Origin of the sequence: Ramlibacter sp., from assembly GCF_035706265.1 — a bacterium.
Taxonomy (GTDB): Bacteria; Pseudomonadota; Gammaproteobacteria; order Burkholderiales; family Burkholderiaceae_C; genus Ramlibacter.
Genome location: NZ_DASSVG010000615.1, coordinates 1 through 14,581, shown reverse-complemented (window position 1 = coordinate 14,581; position 14,581 = coordinate 1). Strand labels below are relative to the sequence as shown.

At 71.6% G+C, this 14,581-nt stretch carries 15 protein-coding genes; 14 read left to right on the top strand and 1 reads right to left on the bottom strand.

Annotation, left to right across the window (positions count from 1 at the left end; genetic code table 11):
* The 12 genes from VFM98_RS22090 to VFM98_RS22035 form a co-directional block, all read left to right on the top strand.
* On the top strand, positions 1-817 hold an 817-nt coding region (locus VFM98_RS22090; RefSeq protein ID WP_325112046.1), incomplete at its 5' end, for an acyl-CoA dehydrogenase.
* Between the two features lie 68 nt (positions 818-885).
* Entirely contained in the window at positions 886-1,011 is a 126-nt protein-coding gene (locus VFM98_RS22085) for a hypothetical protein (RefSeq protein WP_325112045.1), read from the top strand.
* Positions 1,008-1,865, top strand: a complete 858-nt coding sequence (locus tag VFM98_RS22080) for a phosphatase PAP2 family protein (protein WP_325112044.1) — start codon at positions 1,008-1,010, stop codon at positions 1,863-1,865. Before VFM98_RS22085 ends, VFM98_RS22080 begins: the two co-directional genes overlap by 4 nt.
* Positions 1,862-2,788 (top strand): hypothetical protein, encoded by a 927-nt coding sequence (locus tag VFM98_RS22075; RefSeq protein ID WP_325112043.1) that lies wholly within the window; start codon positions 1,862-1,864, stop codon positions 2,786-2,788. Before VFM98_RS22080 ends, VFM98_RS22075 begins: the two co-directional genes overlap by 4 nt.
* A complete protein-coding gene (locus tag VFM98_RS22070; protein WP_325112042.1) occupies positions 2,785-3,906 on the top strand; it encodes a glycosyltransferase family 2 protein in 1,122 nt (373 codons plus the stop codon). Before VFM98_RS22075 ends, VFM98_RS22070 begins: the two co-directional genes overlap by 4 nt.
* Positions 3,899-5,473: an ArnT family glycosyltransferase gene (locus tag VFM98_RS22065; RefSeq protein WP_325112041.1), complete on the top strand. Its 1,575-nt coding sequence runs from the start codon at positions 3,899-3,901 to the stop codon at positions 5,471-5,473. Before VFM98_RS22070 ends, VFM98_RS22065 begins: the two co-directional genes overlap by 8 nt.
* Before the next feature lie 144 nt (positions 5,474-5,617).
* On the top strand, positions 5,618-6,406 hold the full coding sequence (locus VFM98_RS22060; RefSeq protein WP_325112040.1) for an SDR family oxidoreductase: 789 nt from the start codon (positions 5,618-5,620) through the stop codon (positions 6,404-6,406).
* 5 nt (positions 6,407-6,411) lie between these two features.
* Positions 6,412-6,840 carry a PaaI family thioesterase gene (locus VFM98_RS22055; RefSeq protein WP_325112038.1) on the top strand — a complete coding sequence of 143 codons (429 nt, stop codon included), beginning with the start codon at positions 6,412-6,414 and terminating at the stop codon, positions 6,838-6,840.
* Positions 6,841-6,850: 10 nt separating this feature from the next.
* Positions 6,851-7,864 carry an NADP-dependent oxidoreductase gene (locus VFM98_RS22050; protein WP_325112037.1) on the top strand — a complete coding sequence of 338 codons (1,014 nt, stop codon included), beginning with the start codon at positions 6,851-6,853 and terminating at the stop codon, positions 7,862-7,864.
* Between the two features lie 144 nt (positions 7,865-8,008).
* Complete coding sequence (locus tag VFM98_RS22045) at positions 8,009-9,655, top strand: isovaleryl-CoA dehydrogenase (RefSeq protein WP_325112036.1); 1,647 nt, start codon at positions 8,009-8,011, stop codon at positions 9,653-9,655.
* A gap of 22 nt (positions 9,656-9,677) precedes the next feature.
* Entirely contained in the window at positions 9,678-10,631 is a 954-nt protein-coding gene (locus VFM98_RS22040; RefSeq protein ID WP_325112035.1) for a glutathione S-transferase family protein, read from the top strand.
* Between the two features lie 5 nt (positions 10,632-10,636).
* Complete coding sequence (locus tag VFM98_RS22035) at positions 10,637-11,185, top strand: methylated-DNA--[protein]-cysteine S-methyltransferase (RefSeq protein WP_325112047.1); 549 nt, start codon at positions 10,637-10,639, stop codon at positions 11,183-11,185.
* Between the two features lie 7 nt (positions 11,186-11,192).
* Here VFM98_RS22035 and VFM98_RS22030 read toward each other — a convergent pair whose 3' ends face one another.
* Complete coding sequence (locus tag VFM98_RS22030; RefSeq protein WP_325112034.1) at positions 11,193-11,918, bottom strand: hypothetical protein; 726 nt, start codon at positions 11,916-11,918, stop codon at positions 11,193-11,195.
* 132 nt (positions 11,919-12,050) lie between these two features.
* Between VFM98_RS22030 and VFM98_RS22025 the strand changes: the two genes are divergently transcribed.
* Both VFM98_RS22025 and VFM98_RS22020 read left to right on the top strand, forming a co-directional pair.
* On the top strand, positions 12,051-14,372 hold the full coding sequence (locus VFM98_RS22025; RefSeq protein ID WP_325112033.1) for a Tex family protein: 2,322 nt from the start codon (positions 12,051-12,053) through the stop codon (positions 14,370-14,372).
* A 1-nt stretch (position 14,373) separates the two neighbouring features.
* Positions 14,374-14,581: hypothetical protein (locus VFM98_RS22020; RefSeq protein WP_325112032.1), on the top strand; the 208-nt coding region annotated here is incomplete at its 3' end.

The following is a 14,581-nucleotide window of genomic DNA, read 5'->3' as shown; positions in this document are numbered from 1 at the left end:
GAACCGGCCGCAGGGAAGGCCGGTCGGCCCGGCAGGCAAGGACCCCGCGCAGCCGCAGGTGCGCATCATCGAGCACGCCGACGTCAAGCGCATGCTGCTCGCGCAGAAGTCGTACTGCGAGGGCGCGCTCGCGCTGCTGCTGTATTGCGCCCGGCTGGTGGACGAACAGCACACCGGCACGCCCGAGGCCGCGGACGAAGCCCGCCTGCTGCTGGAGGTGCTGACCCCGGTGGCCAAGAGCTGGCCCAGCGAGTTCTGCCTGGAGGCGAACTCGCTCGCGATCCAGGTCCACGGCGGCTACGGCTACACCCGCGACTTCCCGGTGGAGCAGTACTGGCGCGACAACCGCCTGAACATGATCCACGAGGGCACCCACGGCATCCAGGCCGCGGACCTGCTGGGGCGCAAGGTGGTGATGGAAGGCGGCAAGGGCCTCGCGCTGCTGGCCGGCCGCATCAACGCCACCATCGAGCGCGCGATCCAGCGGCCGCCGCTCGCGGAACACGCCAATGCATTGGCACAGGCGCTGCAACACGTGGGCGCCGCCACCAAGGCGGCGTGGGCCACCGGCGATGCGGTGCAGGCGCTGGCCAATGCGGTGCCCTACATGCAGGCCTTCGGCCACCTGGTGATCGCCTGGACCTGGCTCGACGTGCTGCTGGCCCTGCCGGACGAGCCTGCGCGGCCGGCAGACGAGGGGCGCGTGCGCGCGGCCCGCTACTTCTTCCACTACGAGCTGCCGAGGATCGCGGCCTGGCTGCGCGTGGTCGAGACGCGCGATCCCACCTGCGCGACGATGCCCGAGGAGGCGTTTTGAGCCTGCCTGTTAAGACAGCGTAATCTTTCCTGCCGCATACTGCGCCGGATCGGGAGGCCCTCCGGCGCATGAAGATCCTGTTCACCGGTGCGGCCGGCCTGTCCGGCCCGCACACTGCCCAGCGCCTGCTGGCGCCCGGGGAGGAGATCGTCGGTGGGGGCAACCTCAGCGGTCGCAAGGGCGGGCGCCCATGAGCAGCCTGCAAGTTCCATTGCCGCGCGCGCTGTCCTGGCTGTCGGTGGGCGGCCTTGCACTGGTGTCTTCCGGCATGGTCGTGCACCTCACAGGCGCCGACGCGGCCTGGCTGCTGCAGCTGCATGCCCGGGTGCCCGGCCCGATCGAGGCGCTGGCGTGGTCCTGCCTCACGGTGCTGGGGCTCGGCTGGTGCGCCCTGATCTTCGTGCTGGCCGCCGACCGCGGGGACGGCTGGCTCGGTGCGCTGCTGTTGCCCACCTTCGTGGTTGGCGCGCTTTCCACGCATGCCGTCAAGTGGCTGCTGGCCGTTCCGCGGCCGGCCGGCACGGCGCTGTTGCCGCAACTGCACGTGATCGGCGCCGCGTTCCGCGCGCCGGTGTCCATGCCTTCGGGCCATGCGCTCACCGCGGCCGCGACGGCGGCCCTGCTGTGCCTCGTGGTCCCTGGTTCGCGCGCGGCGCTGCGGTGGCTGCTCGCGGGCGCCGCGGTCGCCATCTCCGTATCGCGGGTGGTGGTCGGCGCGCACTGGCCCTCCGACATCCTGGTGGGCGCCGGGATGGGCCTGCTGGCGGTCGGCCTCTGCCTCGCGGCGTGCGAAGGTGGCATTGGGCGGGGCCTGCACGAGCGGCTGGCGCGGTCCATCGCCACGCCCACCGGCCAGCGCTGGGTGGCGCTGGCCGAAGTCGCCGCGGCGGTGGGGCTGCTGGAGGAGCGCACGGGCTACCCGGCCGCGCGGCCGGTGGTGCTGGCGATGGCCCTGTTCGCCTGCACCAGCGCCGGCTGGCGCTGGCGGGCCGCGCGCGAGGTCCAACCGCCGGCCCGATTGGCCGACGCGCCGGTGGAGCGGACATGAAGCCCGCACAAGCCGACGCACCGGCCGCGGCGCGCCCGCTGCACTACCTGCGGGTGAGCCTCACCGTCTTCGTCTGCCTGCTGGCCTGGACCTGGCTGCTGCGGCACGCCCGGCTCGACGAACTCGGCGCTCAGGCGGCGCGGCTGCCCGCCTGGGCGTGGTTCGTCGCCGGCGCCGCGCTGCTGGCCGGCCACGCCTTGCGCGCCGTGCGCCTGCAGCGCGACTGGCGGCACGTGGCCCAGGTGCGCTGGTGGGACTGCCTGCGCCTCGTGCTCACCCACAACGCCATGGTGCTGATGCTGCCGCTGCGCGCAGGCGAGGCCGCGTACCTGGTCGCGGTGCGGCGCGAATGGGGCGTCGGCTGGGGCGCGGCGGGGTTGGCCCTGCTGCGCTGGCGGCTGCAGGATGCGGCGGTGCTGGGCATGCTGGCCGTGCTGCTGCTGATACCGCTGCCTGCCTGGCAGCGCGGCGTCGTCGCGGTTCTCGCCGCTGCGGCGCTGCACTTGCTGCTGCCGCCCCTGTGGCGCCGGTTCGCCGCGCGCGCGGGCGCCGCGGGCAGGGGGCTCGCCGATGTCGACCATCCCTGGCGCGGGCTGTCGGCCAGCGTCGGCAACTGGACGCTCAAGGTGCTGGCCAGCGGCGGCCTGCTGGCGGCATTGGCTGGCCTGCCATTGCCATCGGCCTGCCGCGCCGCGCTCGGCGGCGAACTGGCCGGCGTGCAACCCCTGCAGCCGCCGGCGGGGCTGGGCGTCTACGAAGGCGGCGCCTGGCTGGCCGCCGGGGCGCCACCGGATGCCGTCGTCACCATCGTTTCCGCCGCACTGGCAGCGCATGCTTTCAGCCTGGCCGTGGCGCTGGGCGCGGCGGCGCTGGCACAGTGCGCCCCGGCCGGATCCGCGTTGCGTGAGGAGTCGCCGTCATGAGTTCCGCCTCCCTCTCCCATCCCGCGTTCGGCGAGCCGGCCTTGGCCGAGCCGGCGGCCACCGTGCTCGCCGCGCTGCCCGCCCATCGGCTCTCGGTGGTCGTGCCCATGTACAACGAGGCGGAGAATGCCGCCGAACTGATCGACGCGGTGGAATCCTCGCTGGCCGCGTATCCCTGGCCGTGGGAACTGGTGGTGGTGGACGACGGCAGCACGGACGGCACCGGCCGCGCGCTCGATCGCCGCGCCCGCGAAGCGGGCTCGCATGTGCGCGTGCTGCACCTGGCACGCAATTTCCGCCAGACCGCCGCCATCCAGGCCGGCATCGACGCCGCGCGCGGCGACGTGATCGCCACGCTAGACGGCGACCTGCAGAACGACCCGGCCGACATCCCGCGCATGGTGGCGCGCCTGCTCGCCGAGGATCTCGACATGGTGGCGGGCTGGCGGCGCGCGCGGCACGACGGCGTCCTGCTGCGCCGCGTCCCCTCGTGGCTGGCCAACCGCCTGATCCGGCGCGTGAGCGGCCTGCAGTTCCAGGACCTGGGCTGCAGCCTGAAGGTGTTCCGCGCCGGCGTGCTGCGCCAGGTGCGGCTCTATGGCGAGATGCACCGCTTCATCCCGGCGTGGCTAGCCACCGTCACCAGCCCCTCGCGCATGGCCGAAGAGCCGGTGCGGCACCACGCGCGGCATGCGGGCCATTCCAAGTACGGCCTCACACGCACCTTCCGCGTGCTGCTGGACCTGCTGGCGGTGCACTTCTTCCTGCGCTTCGGCACCCGGCCGGGCCACTTCTTCGGCGGCATCGGCCTGGTCGTGATGTTCGTCGGCAGCGTGATGCTGGCCTACCTCGGCTACCTCAAGCTCATGGGCCATTCGATCGGCACCCGGCCCATGCTCTCGCTCGGCTTCTTCCTCGTGCTGGGCGGCGTGCAGCTGCTGACGACCGGCGTGCTGGCGGAGTTGCTGATGCGGGTGTATTTCGACGCGGGGCGGGCGAAGCCGTACCGCATCCGCGGGGGCGAACCCGCCGACTCTGTCGTCCCCGCGCCGGCGGGGATCCAGCCCGTCGTCCCCGCGCAGGCGGGGACCCAGGACGAGGCCGGCTGGCATGGCTGACCCCGCGCCCGCGCTCTCCCCGTGGGAGGGCAGCGCGCCCTGGGCGGCATGGCGCCGCATCGCCTGGGCGCTCGCGCTCGCCGTGCCCTTGCTGTGGCAGCTCGGGGCCACGCCGCTGTTCGACGTCGACGAAGGCGCGTTCTCCGAAGCCACGCGCGAGATGCTGGCCAGCGGCGACTGGGGCCACACGATGCTCAACGGCGCCGACCGCTTCGACAAGCCGATCGGCGTCTACTGGCTGCAGGCCGCGGCGGCCTCGGCCTTCGGCTTCGACGCCTTCGCCATGCGCCTGCCTTCGGCACTGGCCTGCTGGGCGATGGCGCTCGCGCTGGCGTCCTTCGCGGCGCGGCGCTGGGGCGCGGGCGCCGGGCTGCTGGCCGGCGCGATGACGGTGACGACGCTCGGCTTCCAGATGATCGGCCGCGGCGCCACCGCGGACGGGGTGCTGAACCTGCTGCTGGTGCTCTCGGCCCTGGATGCGTGGCGCTTCCTCGAATCGGGCGCCAAGGCTCCCCTGCGGCGCGCCTATGCCTGGGTCGGCCTCGGGCTGCTGGTGAAGGGCCCGATCGCGATTCTGGTGCCGGGCGCGGCCGTGCTGGTGTGGTGCGCCGCCAGCCGGCGCTGGGCGACGCTGCGCCGCGGGGTCGCGGACGTCCCCGGATGGGCGCTGCTGCTGGCCATCGCCGCGCCCTGGTACGCCTACGCGCTGCACCGCCACGGCATGGCCTTCGTCGACGGTTTCCTGCTGCGCCACAACGTCGAACGCTTCACCGGCACCATCGGCGGCCATTCGGGCTCGCCCCTGTACTACGTTGCCGTGCTGCCGCTGCTGGCCTTGCCCTGGACGCCGCTGCTGGCCGCGGTGGGCGCGCGCTGGCGCACCACCTGGGCCGATCCGCTCGGGCGCTTCCTGCTCGGGTGGAGCGGCTTCGTCGTGCTGTTCTTCTCCCTGGCCTCGACCAAGTTGCCGCACTACGTGCTGTACGGCCACGCGCCCCTGGTGCTTCTGATGGCACGCACGCTGGCCGAAGCCTCCCCGCGCTGGCGGCGCGCGGCGGCAGTGGGGGTGTTCGTCACCGCGCTCGTCGTGGCGGTGCTGCCGCTCGCGGTGCTGCGCTTCGCGCCGGCCGTGCGCGATCCGTTCTATCGCGCGCTGCTGTCCGGTGCACCCGCGCCGGCCTGGATGCCGCCCGTGCTGCTGCTCGCGAGTCTTGCCCTGCTGCTCGCCTGGCGGCCTCTGCACGCGCCCTCGCGTCTGCGTATTGCGGCAGCGGCCGGCGCTCTGTCGTTGTGGGTCGCGGGCTGGGCCTTGCCATGGTTCGGCGAGGCCCTGCAGGGGCCGGTGCTGCGCGCCGCCGCCGTCGCCGCCTCCCGACCCGGGACCGTGGCGCAGTGGCAGGTGCACCTTCCCAGCTTCGCGGTGGCGCTGCAGCGCGTCTCGCCCAAGCGCGCGCCGTTGGCGTCGGACATGGTGCTCACGCGGATTGATCGGCTGCCGGCGGACGCTGCAAGTCGCGCGCGGCTGTTCGAGGAGCGGGGGGTGGTGCTGCTGGGGCCGCGGCGGTAGGGGGTGCGGGTTCCGGCCGCCGTTCGCCGAAGGCAGCCCGCCGAGGCCCCCAAACACACCAACTGCGCAGGAGTGACAGGGCCTCCCCGCACGATTTGGCATGATCCCGTCCTCACACCACACACACGACACCCGAGGACGACCATGACACGCAGCGTATTCCAGCTGTTCGACCTGAAGGGAAAGACGGCCCTCGTCACCGGCGGCTCGCGCGGGCTGGGCCTGCAGCTGGCCCACGCGCTGGGCGAGGCCGGCGCGCGCATCATGCTCAGCGCCCGCAAGGAGGGCGAGCTGGAGGAGGCGAGCGCGCAGCTCCAGGCCGCCGGCATCGACGCCCGCTGGACCGCCGCCGATTGCGCGCGCGAGGAGGACATCCGGCGCCTGGCGGACCGGACGCTGGAGCGCATGGGCGACGTCGACATCCTCGTGAACAACGCCGGCGCCGCCTGGGGCGCGCCGGCCGAGGACCATCCGGTCGAGGCCTGGGACAAGGTGATGAACCTCAACATCCGGGGCTACTTCCTGCTCGCGCAGCAGATCGGCAAGCGCAGCATGATCCCGCGCCAGCAGGGCCGCATCCTCAACGTGGCCTCCATCGCCGGCCTGGGCGGCAATCCCGAGGGCCACAACACCATCGCCTACAACACCTCCAAGGGGGCGGTGATCACTTTCACCCAGGCGCTGGCCGCCGAATGGGGCAGGTACGGCATCAACGTGAATGCGATCTGCCCCGGTTTCTTTCCGAGCAAGATGACGAAACACACCCTGGACACCATGGGCGACGAACTGCTGAAGAACGCGCCGCTGCACCGCTTCGGCGACGACGAGGACCTCAAGGGCGCCTGCCTGCTGTTCGCTTCCGACGCCGGCAAGCACATCACCGGCCAGTGGCTCGCCGTCGACGGCGGCGTGTCGTGCATCGCGGGGGGCTGAGCGAAGTGCCGAGTCCCAAGCTGTTTGGCGTCGAGATTCCTTTCGTCGAGCACCTCGGCTTCGAGCTGGTGAAGATGGAAGGCGGCGAATCCGTCCTCACCTTCGAGCCGAAGCGCGAGCACATGAACTCCTTCTTCGTCGCGCACGGCGGCGCCATCATGACGCTGCTGGACGTGACGCTGGCCACGGCGGCGCGCAGCATCGACCTCGACACCGGCGTGGTCACGATCGAGATGAAGACCAGCTTCATGCGGCCCTCGCAGGGGCTGCTCACGGCCAAGGGCCGGCTGATGCACCGGACCAAGTCCATGGCCTTCAGCGAAGGAACCGTCTACGATGCCGAGGGCCACGTCTGCGCCCACGCCACCGGCACCTTCAAGTACGTCAAGCGCACGGCGCCCACCGCGCCGGCCAATGTCATCTCCACCGACTGAGGAGGTCCCCATGCCCCAGAACCGGCAGATCCTGCTGGACAGCCGCCCGACGGGCGAAGCGCGTGCCGACAACTTCAAGCTCGTGAGGAGCGAGACGCCGCCGCTGCAGGAAGGCGAGGTGCTGGTGCGGCACCACTTCCTCAGCCTCGACCCGTACATGCGCGGCCGCATGAACGACGCCAAGAGCTATGCCGCGCCGCAGCCGCTCGGGCAGGTGATGCAGGGCGGCACGGTCGGCGAGGTGGTGGAGAGCCGCAGCGCGCGCTTCCAGCCCGGCGACAAGGTGGTGGGCATGGGGGGCTGGCAGGAATACGCCGTCGTGTCCGCGGAGCAGGGCGGCCTGCGCAAGGTGGACACGACGCACGTGCCTCTGTCGCACTATCTCGGCGCGGTCGGCATGCCGGGCGTGACGGCCTGGTACGGGCTCACGCAGATCATCCAGCCCAAGGCGGGGCAGACGGTGGTGGTCAGCGCCGCCAGCGGTGCGGTGGGCAGCGCGGTGGGCGTGCTGGCGAAGGCGCGCGGCTGCCGCGCGGTGGGTGTCGCCGGCGGGCCGGAGAAGTGCGATTACGTCACGCGGGAACTGGGCTTCGACGCCTGCGTGGACTACAAGCAGCACGGGGACGCGCAGTCGCTTTCGCGGGCCTTGAAGGAGCAGTGCCCCGACGGCATCGACGGCTATTTCGAGAACGTCGGCGGGCTGGTGATGGATGCCGTGATGCTGCGCATGAACGCTTTCGGCCGCATCGCACTGTGCGGGATGATCGCCGGCTACGACGGCAAGCCGATTCCCATGGCCTACCCGCAGCTGATCCTGACCAACCGGCTGCTGGTGCAGGGCTTCATCGTGAGCGAGCACATGGAGCTGTGGCCGCAGGCGCTGCAGGAGCTGGGCACGCTGGTGGGCTCGGGCAAGTTCCGCCCGCGCGAGACCATCGCCCAGGGGCTGGAGAACGCGCCGGAAGCCTTCCTCGGCATGCTCAAGGGCCGCAACTTCGGCAAGCAGCTGGTCAAGCTGGTTTGAGCGTCGCAGGCTGGTGCCGAGCCGCGAAGGCGGTCCTTGTGGGCTGGTGCTGAGCCGCGCCAGCGCGAAGCCCAGCGCTTCCGACTGCCCAGCAGCGCGCGGCTGCGCGATACTGAGGCGAATCACGCCCGCGAGGAGGAGCGCATGTCCGAATTCGCCACGCACGAAGTCTTCAACCAGCCGCAGCCCCTGGTCGACGTCAACCTGTTCGAGACCAACCGGGCGCTGCAGGACGCGCTGCGCTTCAACGCGCCGCAGCTCGATCCCGCTCCCTTGCGCGCCCTCGGCGCGCTGGCCGGTTCGGCCGAGATGCAGACCCATGCGCGGCTGGCCAACGTGCACACGCCCGAGCTGCGCACGCACGACCGCTTCGGCCACCGCATCGACGAGGTGGAGTTCCACCCGAGCTACCACGCGCTGATGTCCGCGGCCGTCGCGGCGGGCCTGCACGGCGCGCCCTGGGGCGCTTCGAGTGCCGATGCGCACATCCTCCGCGCCGCCGGCTTCATGCTCTTCACCGAGCTCGAGCCTTCGATCCTGTGCCCGATCTCCATGACCTACGCCGTCACGCCGGCCCTGCGCGGCAACGGCGCGATCTACCGGGACTGGGGGCCGCTGCTCACCAGCCGCAGCTACGACCCGCAGCTGAAGCCCTGGCGCGCCAAGGCCGGCGTGACCATGGGCATGGGCATGACGGAGAAGCAGGGTGGCTCCGACGTGCGATCCAACACCACGCGCGCGGTGGCCGACGGCAGCGACGGCTGGGGCCGGCGCTTCCGCGTCACCGGCCACAAGTGGTTCTTCTCGGCGCCGATGTGCGACGCCTTCCTGGTCCTCGCCAACACCGAGGCGGGCCTGAGCTGCCTGTTCCTGCCGCGCGTGCTGCCGGACGGATCCCGCAACGCGCTGCGCATCCAGCGCCTGAAGGACAAGCTGGGCAACAAGGCCAACGCCAGCTCGGAAGTGGAATTCGAGCAGGCCACGGCCTGGCTGGTGGGCGAAGAGGGCCGCGGGGTGCCCATGATCCTGCAGATGGGCACCATGACGCGCCTCGATTGCGCGCTGGGCACCAGCGGACTGATGCGGCAGGCGCTCTCGCTCGCGCTGCACCACACGCAGCAGCGCGTGGCCTTCGGCAAGCGCCTGATCGAGCAGCCGCTGATGCGCAACGTGCTGGCCGACCTGGCGCTCGAAAGCGAGGCCGCCACCGCGCTCGCCCTGCGCCTCGCGCGTGGCTATGACCGCCGCGACGATCCGCACGAAGCCGCCATCGCGCGCCTGCTGACGCCGATCTCCAAGTTCTGGATCTGCAAGCGCGGCAGCGCCTTCGGCCAGGAGGCGATGGAGTGCCTGGGCGGCAACGGCTACGTCGAGGAGAACGGCGAGGGCGTCATGGCGCGCATCTACCGCGAGATGCCGGTCAACTCGATCTGGGAAGGGGCCGGCAACATCATGGCGCTGGACCTGCTGCGTGCATTGCGCGGCGGCGACGCGGCGGCGGCGCTGGCGCACGAACTGGCGCCGGCCCGGGGCGTCCACCCGGCGCTGGACCATGTGATCGCGACGCTGCCCATGCGCATCGAGCTGCTGGCCACCGAGGTGGAAGCCCGCCGGCTGGCGCAGGAAGTGGCGCTCGCCGTGCAGGCGGCGCTGCTGGCGCAGACGGCGCCGCCGGCGGTGGTGGACGCCTTCTGTGCCTCGCGCCTCGGCGGCGACTGGGGCCAGGCCTTCGGCACGCTCTCCGCCCGCGCCGATTTCGAGGCCCTCCTGCAGCGCGCGCTGCCGCAATGAACAACCACGAACCCCGGCCCGCATGAACGACCTGATCCTGCACCACTACCCCAGCTCGCCGTTCTCCGAGAAGATCCGCCTGGTCCTGGGCTTCAAGAAGCTGCCCTGGAAGTCGGTGCACGTGCCGGCGATCCTGCCCAAGCCGGACGTGCTCGCGCTCACCGGGGGCTACCGGCGCACGCCGGTGCTGCAGGTGGGGGCGGACGTCTACTGCGACACGGCCCTGATCTGCGACGTGCTGGAGCACGTGCGGCCCGAGCCGACGCTCTATCCGCCGCACCTCAAGGGCGCGTGCCGCATCTTCGCCCAGTGGGCCGATTCCACGCTGTTCTGGGCCGCCATGGGCTACAACCTGCAGCCGCGCGGCGCCGCCCATGTATTCGCCAAGGCGCCGCCCGAAGCGGCCAAGGCCTTCGCGGAGGACCGCAAGGCCATGACGACCAACATGGTGCGGCTGCGCCCCGGCGACGCCACCTCGGCCTACCGTTCCTACCTGCGGCGCATCGCGAACATGGCCGACGAGCACGATTTCCTGTTCGGCATCGCGCCCTGCGTGGCCGACTTCGCGGCCTACCACGGCATCTGGTACACGCGCACCCAGGTGCCGCTGCTGGCCGACATCCTGAACGCGACGCCCTCCGTGGGCGAGTGGGCCAACCGGGTCGAGGCGATCGGCCACGGGCCGGTGACGCAGCTCGCGCCGCAGGACGCGATCGCCATCGCCAAGGCCGCCGAGCCGCAGCCGCCCGGCTCCAACCTGCTGATCGACAGCGCGTTCCAGGACGACCACGGCATTCCCCTGGGCAGCCGGGTGACGATCGCGCCCGAGTCCTTCGGCAGCGAGCCCACCGAGGGCGAGCTCATCGCCGCCACCCGCACGCACTACAGCCTGCGCCGCGAGGACGCGCGCGCGGGCCTGGTGCACGTGCACTTCCCGCGCCTGGGCTATGTGCTGCGGGCGGTGTCTCCCACGTGAGTGCCATGGCGCGCGCGCAGGGTTGCTGCCTGTTCGACACCGCGATCGGCCCGTGCGGGATCGCGTGGACCGGGCGCTCGCTGGCCGCGGTGCAGCTGCCGGAAGCCACGCGCCCCGGCACGCTGCGGCGGCTGCGGCGCTACGTGGGCGAGGACGTGCCCGAAGCCGATCCGCCTGCCTTCGTGCAGTCCGCCATCGCGCGCGTGCAAGCGTTGCTCACCGGCGCCCGCGACGACCTGGCCGACCTGCCGCTGGACATGGAAGGGGTGCCCGAATTCCATCAGCGCGTGTACGAGGTGACGCGCGCGATCCCGCCGGGCGCGGTGCTGACCTACGGCGAAGTGGCACGCCGGGTGGGCGAGCCGGGGGCGGCCCGGGCGGTGGGACAGGCCTTGGGCAAGAACCCGTTCGCGCCGGTCATCCCCTGCCATCGCGTACTGGCCGCCGGAGGCAGGTCCGGCGGCTTCTCGGCCGAGGGCGGCGCGGACACGAAACTGCGGATGCTGGAGATCGAACGGGCCCAGCTGGGCGAGCAGCCGGGCCTGTTCGACTGAGTTGGGCTCAGAACCAGCGCCGCCAGCCGCTCGGCTCGTTGCCGGGCCGGTCGGACGCGGTGGCCCGTTCGCGTTCGTCGCGGATGCGCTCGTCGCGGATCCGCTCTTCCCGCAGGCGCTCCTCGCGCATGCGCTCTTCCTCGCGCATCTGCATCTGGCGCGCTTCTTCCGCCGCCGCATGCTCGTGGTCATGCTCGCGCTCGCGTTCGCGCACCGCGTGGGCGGCTTCGCTGCGCGTCACCGGCGGGGCCATGGCGGGGCCGCGGCCCCAGCCCATGCGCTCGAAGCGCATGTCCATGCGCTGCTCCAGCTCGTTCAGGCGCGCGGCCAGCATGCGGTGCGTTGCTTCGTTCTGCGCGCGCATCTCGCGCTGGAGCTCGGTGGAGAGCATCGCGTCGCGGTCGCGCAGCGGGCGCAGGTTCTCGTCCAGGTAGCCGCGCAGCTCCGTGAAGCGCGAAGCCTCGGCCTTGTCGGCCAATGCCCGTTGCGCTTCCAGTTCCTTGTAGTGGTGGCGCGATTCGAGCAGGGCGTTGGTGCGGATCGCACCGGCCGAGACCACGAACGCGATCACGGCCAGGGCCAGCAGCCCCAGCAGGATGGCACCCAGCGGCGCGTCGGCCGCGACCGGGCCGAAGAAAAGCGTCGAAGGCCGCATCACCTCCGACCAGTTGAGTGCGGCGAAGCCTGCCACCAGCAGGATCGCCACGACGAGGAGGACGAGTCGTGAGCGCATGGGATCTCCTTGGGGGTTCTTGTCAAGATTCTCTGCAGTGCCTCCGCCACAGGTGTCAGCCAGAGCCCTATTTGACTGTGCGAGGGGTGTGGCAAACTCGCGCGCTCTCCGGTGCTCCGCAGCAGTAACACGATGCAAAAAATCATTCGACAAATCGCTGCCGAACTCCGCGTCCAGGAAAGCCAGGTCCGCGCGGCCGTGGACCTGCTGGATGGCGGGGCCAGCGTCCCCTTCATCGCCCGCTACCGCAAGGAAGCCACGGGCGGCCTGGACGACACCCACCTGCGCGAGCTGGAGGCGCGCCTGTCCTACCTGCGCGAGCTGGAGGAGCGGCGCGAGGCCGTCCTCAAGAGCATCGAGGAGCAGGGCAAGCTCACGCCCGAACTGCGCGCCGCCATCGAGGCCGCGCCGACCAAGCAGGAGCTCGAGGACCTCTACCTCCCCTACAAGCCCAAGCGGCGCACCAAGGGCCAGATCGCGCGCGAAGCCGGCCTGGAGCCGCTGGCCGACCTGCTGTGGGCCGACCCGACCCGCGACCCCGCCACGGAAGCCGTGGCCTTCGTGAAAAAGGAAAAGGGCGAAGGCGGGGAGGATTTCACGACCGTGCCCGCCGTGCTCGATGGCGTGCGCGACATCCTGTCCGAGCGCTGGGCCGAGGACGCGGCGCTGGTGCAGACACTGCGCCAGTGGCTGTGGACCGAGGGCCTGCTGAAATCGAAGCTGGCCTCCGGCAAGGACGAGAACCATCCCGACGTCGCCAAGTTCCGCGACTACTTCGACTACGACGAGCCGATCGGCAAGGTGCCTTCGCACCGCGCGCTGGCCGTCTTCCGCGGCCGCGCGCAGGAGATCCTGGACGTCAAGCTGGCCCTGCCGGTGGAGCCGGAGCCGGGCCAGCCCTCGATCGCGGAAGGCAAGATCGCGCTGCACCTCGCATGGAGCCATGCGAAGCGCCCCGCCGACGACCTGCTGCGCAAGTGCGTGGCCTGGACGTGGCGCGTGAAGCTGTCGCTCTCCACCGAGCGGGACCTGTTCGCGCGGCTGCGCGAAGAGGCGGAGAAGGTGGCGATCAAGGTGTTCGCCGAGAACCTGCGCGACCTGCTGCTGGCCGCCCCGGCCGGCGCGCGCGTGGTGATGGGCCTGGACCCCGGCATCCGCACCGGCGTGAAGGTGGCGGTGGTCGATGCCACCGGCAAGCTGGTGGACACGGCCACCGTGTACCCGCACGAGCCGCGCCGCGACTGGGAAGGCGCATTGCACACGCTGGCGCAGCTTTGCCGCAAGCACGGCGTGGACCTGATCGCGATCGGCAACGGCACTGCCAGCCGCGAGACCGACAAGCTCGCCGCCGACCTGGTCAAGCGCCTCGGCACCGACATCCAGCGCATGGTGGTGAGCGAGGCCGGCGCCTCGGTCTATTCGGCCAGCGAGTACGCGTCGCGCGAGCTGCCCGACGTGGACGTGAGCCTGCGCGGCGCCGCCAGCATCGCGCGCCGCCTGCAGGACCCGCTGGCGGAGCTGGTGAAGATCGAACCCAAGGCGATCGGCGTCGGCCAGTACCAGCACGACGTGAACCAGAGCGAGCTGGCCCGCATGCTCGACGCGGTGGTGGAAGACTGCGTGAACAAGGTGGGCGTGGACCTCAACACGGCGAGCGCGCCGCTGCTGTCCCGCGTGTCGGGCCTGTCGCCCTCGGTCGCGCGGGCCGTGGTGCAGTGGCGCGAGGCGAACGGCGCCTTCCGCAACCGCCAGCAGCTGCTGCAGGTGAGCGGGCTGGGCCCCAAGACCTTCGAGCAGAGCGCGGGCTTCCTGCGCATCCGCGGCGGCGACAACCCGCTGGACATGACTGGCGTGCACCCCGAGACGTATCCTGTGGTCGAGAAGATCCTCGACACGGTGAAGAAGCCGGTGCAGGAGCTCATGGGCCGCGCCGAGATGCTCAAGACGCTCAAGCCGGAGCTGTTGGCCAACGAGAAGTTCGGCGTCATCACCGTCAAGGACATCCTGGGCGAGCTGGAGAAGCCCGGGCGCGACCCGCGGCCGGACTTCAAGGTGGCGCGCTTCAACGAGGGCGTGGACGACATCGCCGACCTGAAGCCCGGCATGGAGCTGGAAGGCACCGTGAGCAACGTGGCGGCCTTCGGCGCCTTCGTCGACCTGGGCGTACACCAGGACGGCCTGGTGCACGTCAGCCAGCTGTCGCACAAGTTCGTGCAGGACGCGCGCGAGGTGGTCAAGACCGGCGACATCGTCAAGGTCAAGGTGCTGGAAGTGGACCCCGTGCGCAAGCGCATCAGCCTCACGATGAAGCTGGGCGCGCCGGTGGGCGGCCGCGACCGCCCGCGCGACAACCGCTTCGAGGGCGCCGCGCGCGGCCAGCGCGCCCCGAACAACCCGGCGATCGGGTCGGCCATGCAGGGCGCGTTCGCCAAGCTGCAGGGGCTTCGAAAGTAGCGTGCAGGCCGCCACAGCCGCCCGCGTCCCGCTGCCGCCGGCCCAGGCCGCGCAGGAAGGGCCGCATGCGGGCGGCGATGGCGGCGCCACGGCGCAGCCGACCCCGGTCGTGGCGGGCTGCATCCTGTTCCTGCGGCCGCGGGAAGAGGGCGGCGAAGAGGCCTTGCGTGCCGTCGCCGAAGCCGCCGCCGCCCGCTGGCCGCGCAAGG

Coding starts and splice junctions, on each gene's coding strand:
- VFM98_RS22085 (WP_325112045.1), top strand. CDS start 886: ATGAAGATCCTGTTCACCGGTGCGGCCGGCCTGTCCGGCCCGCACACT.
- VFM98_RS22080 (WP_325112044.1), top strand. CDS start 1,008: ATGAGCAGCCTGCAAGTTCCATTGCCGCGCGCGCTGTCCTGGCTGTCG.
- VFM98_RS22075 (WP_325112043.1), top strand. CDS start 1,862: ATGAAGCCCGCACAAGCCGACGCACCGGCCGCGGCGCGCCCGCTGCAC.
- VFM98_RS22070 (WP_325112042.1), top strand. CDS start 2,785: ATGAGTTCCGCCTCCCTCTCCCATCCCGCGTTCGGCGAGCCGGCCTTG.
- VFM98_RS22065 (WP_325112041.1), top strand. CDS start 3,899: ATGGCTGACCCCGCGCCCGCGCTCTCCCCGTGGGAGGGCAGCGCGCCC.
- VFM98_RS22060 (WP_325112040.1), top strand. CDS start 5,618: ATGACACGCAGCGTATTCCAGCTGTTCGACCTGAAGGGAAAGACGGCC.
- VFM98_RS22050 (WP_325112037.1), top strand. CDS start 6,851: ATGCCCCAGAACCGGCAGATCCTGCTGGACAGCCGCCCGACGGGCGAA.
- VFM98_RS22045 (WP_325112036.1), top strand. CDS start 8,009: ATGTCCGAATTCGCCACGCACGAAGTCTTCAACCAGCCGCAGCCCCTG.
- VFM98_RS22040 (WP_325112035.1), top strand. CDS start 9,678: ATGAACGACCTGATCCTGCACCACTACCCCAGCTCGCCGTTCTCCGAG.
- VFM98_RS22035 (WP_325112047.1), top strand. CDS start 10,637: ATGGCGCGCGCGCAGGGTTGCTGCCTGTTCGACACCGCGATCGGCCCG.
- VFM98_RS22030 (WP_325112034.1), bottom strand. CDS start 11,918: ATGCGCTCACGACTCGTCCTCCTCGTCGTGGCGATCCTGCTGGTGGCA.
- VFM98_RS22025 (WP_325112033.1), top strand. CDS start 12,051: ATGCAAAAAATCATTCGACAAATCGCTGCCGAACTCCGCGTCCAGGAA.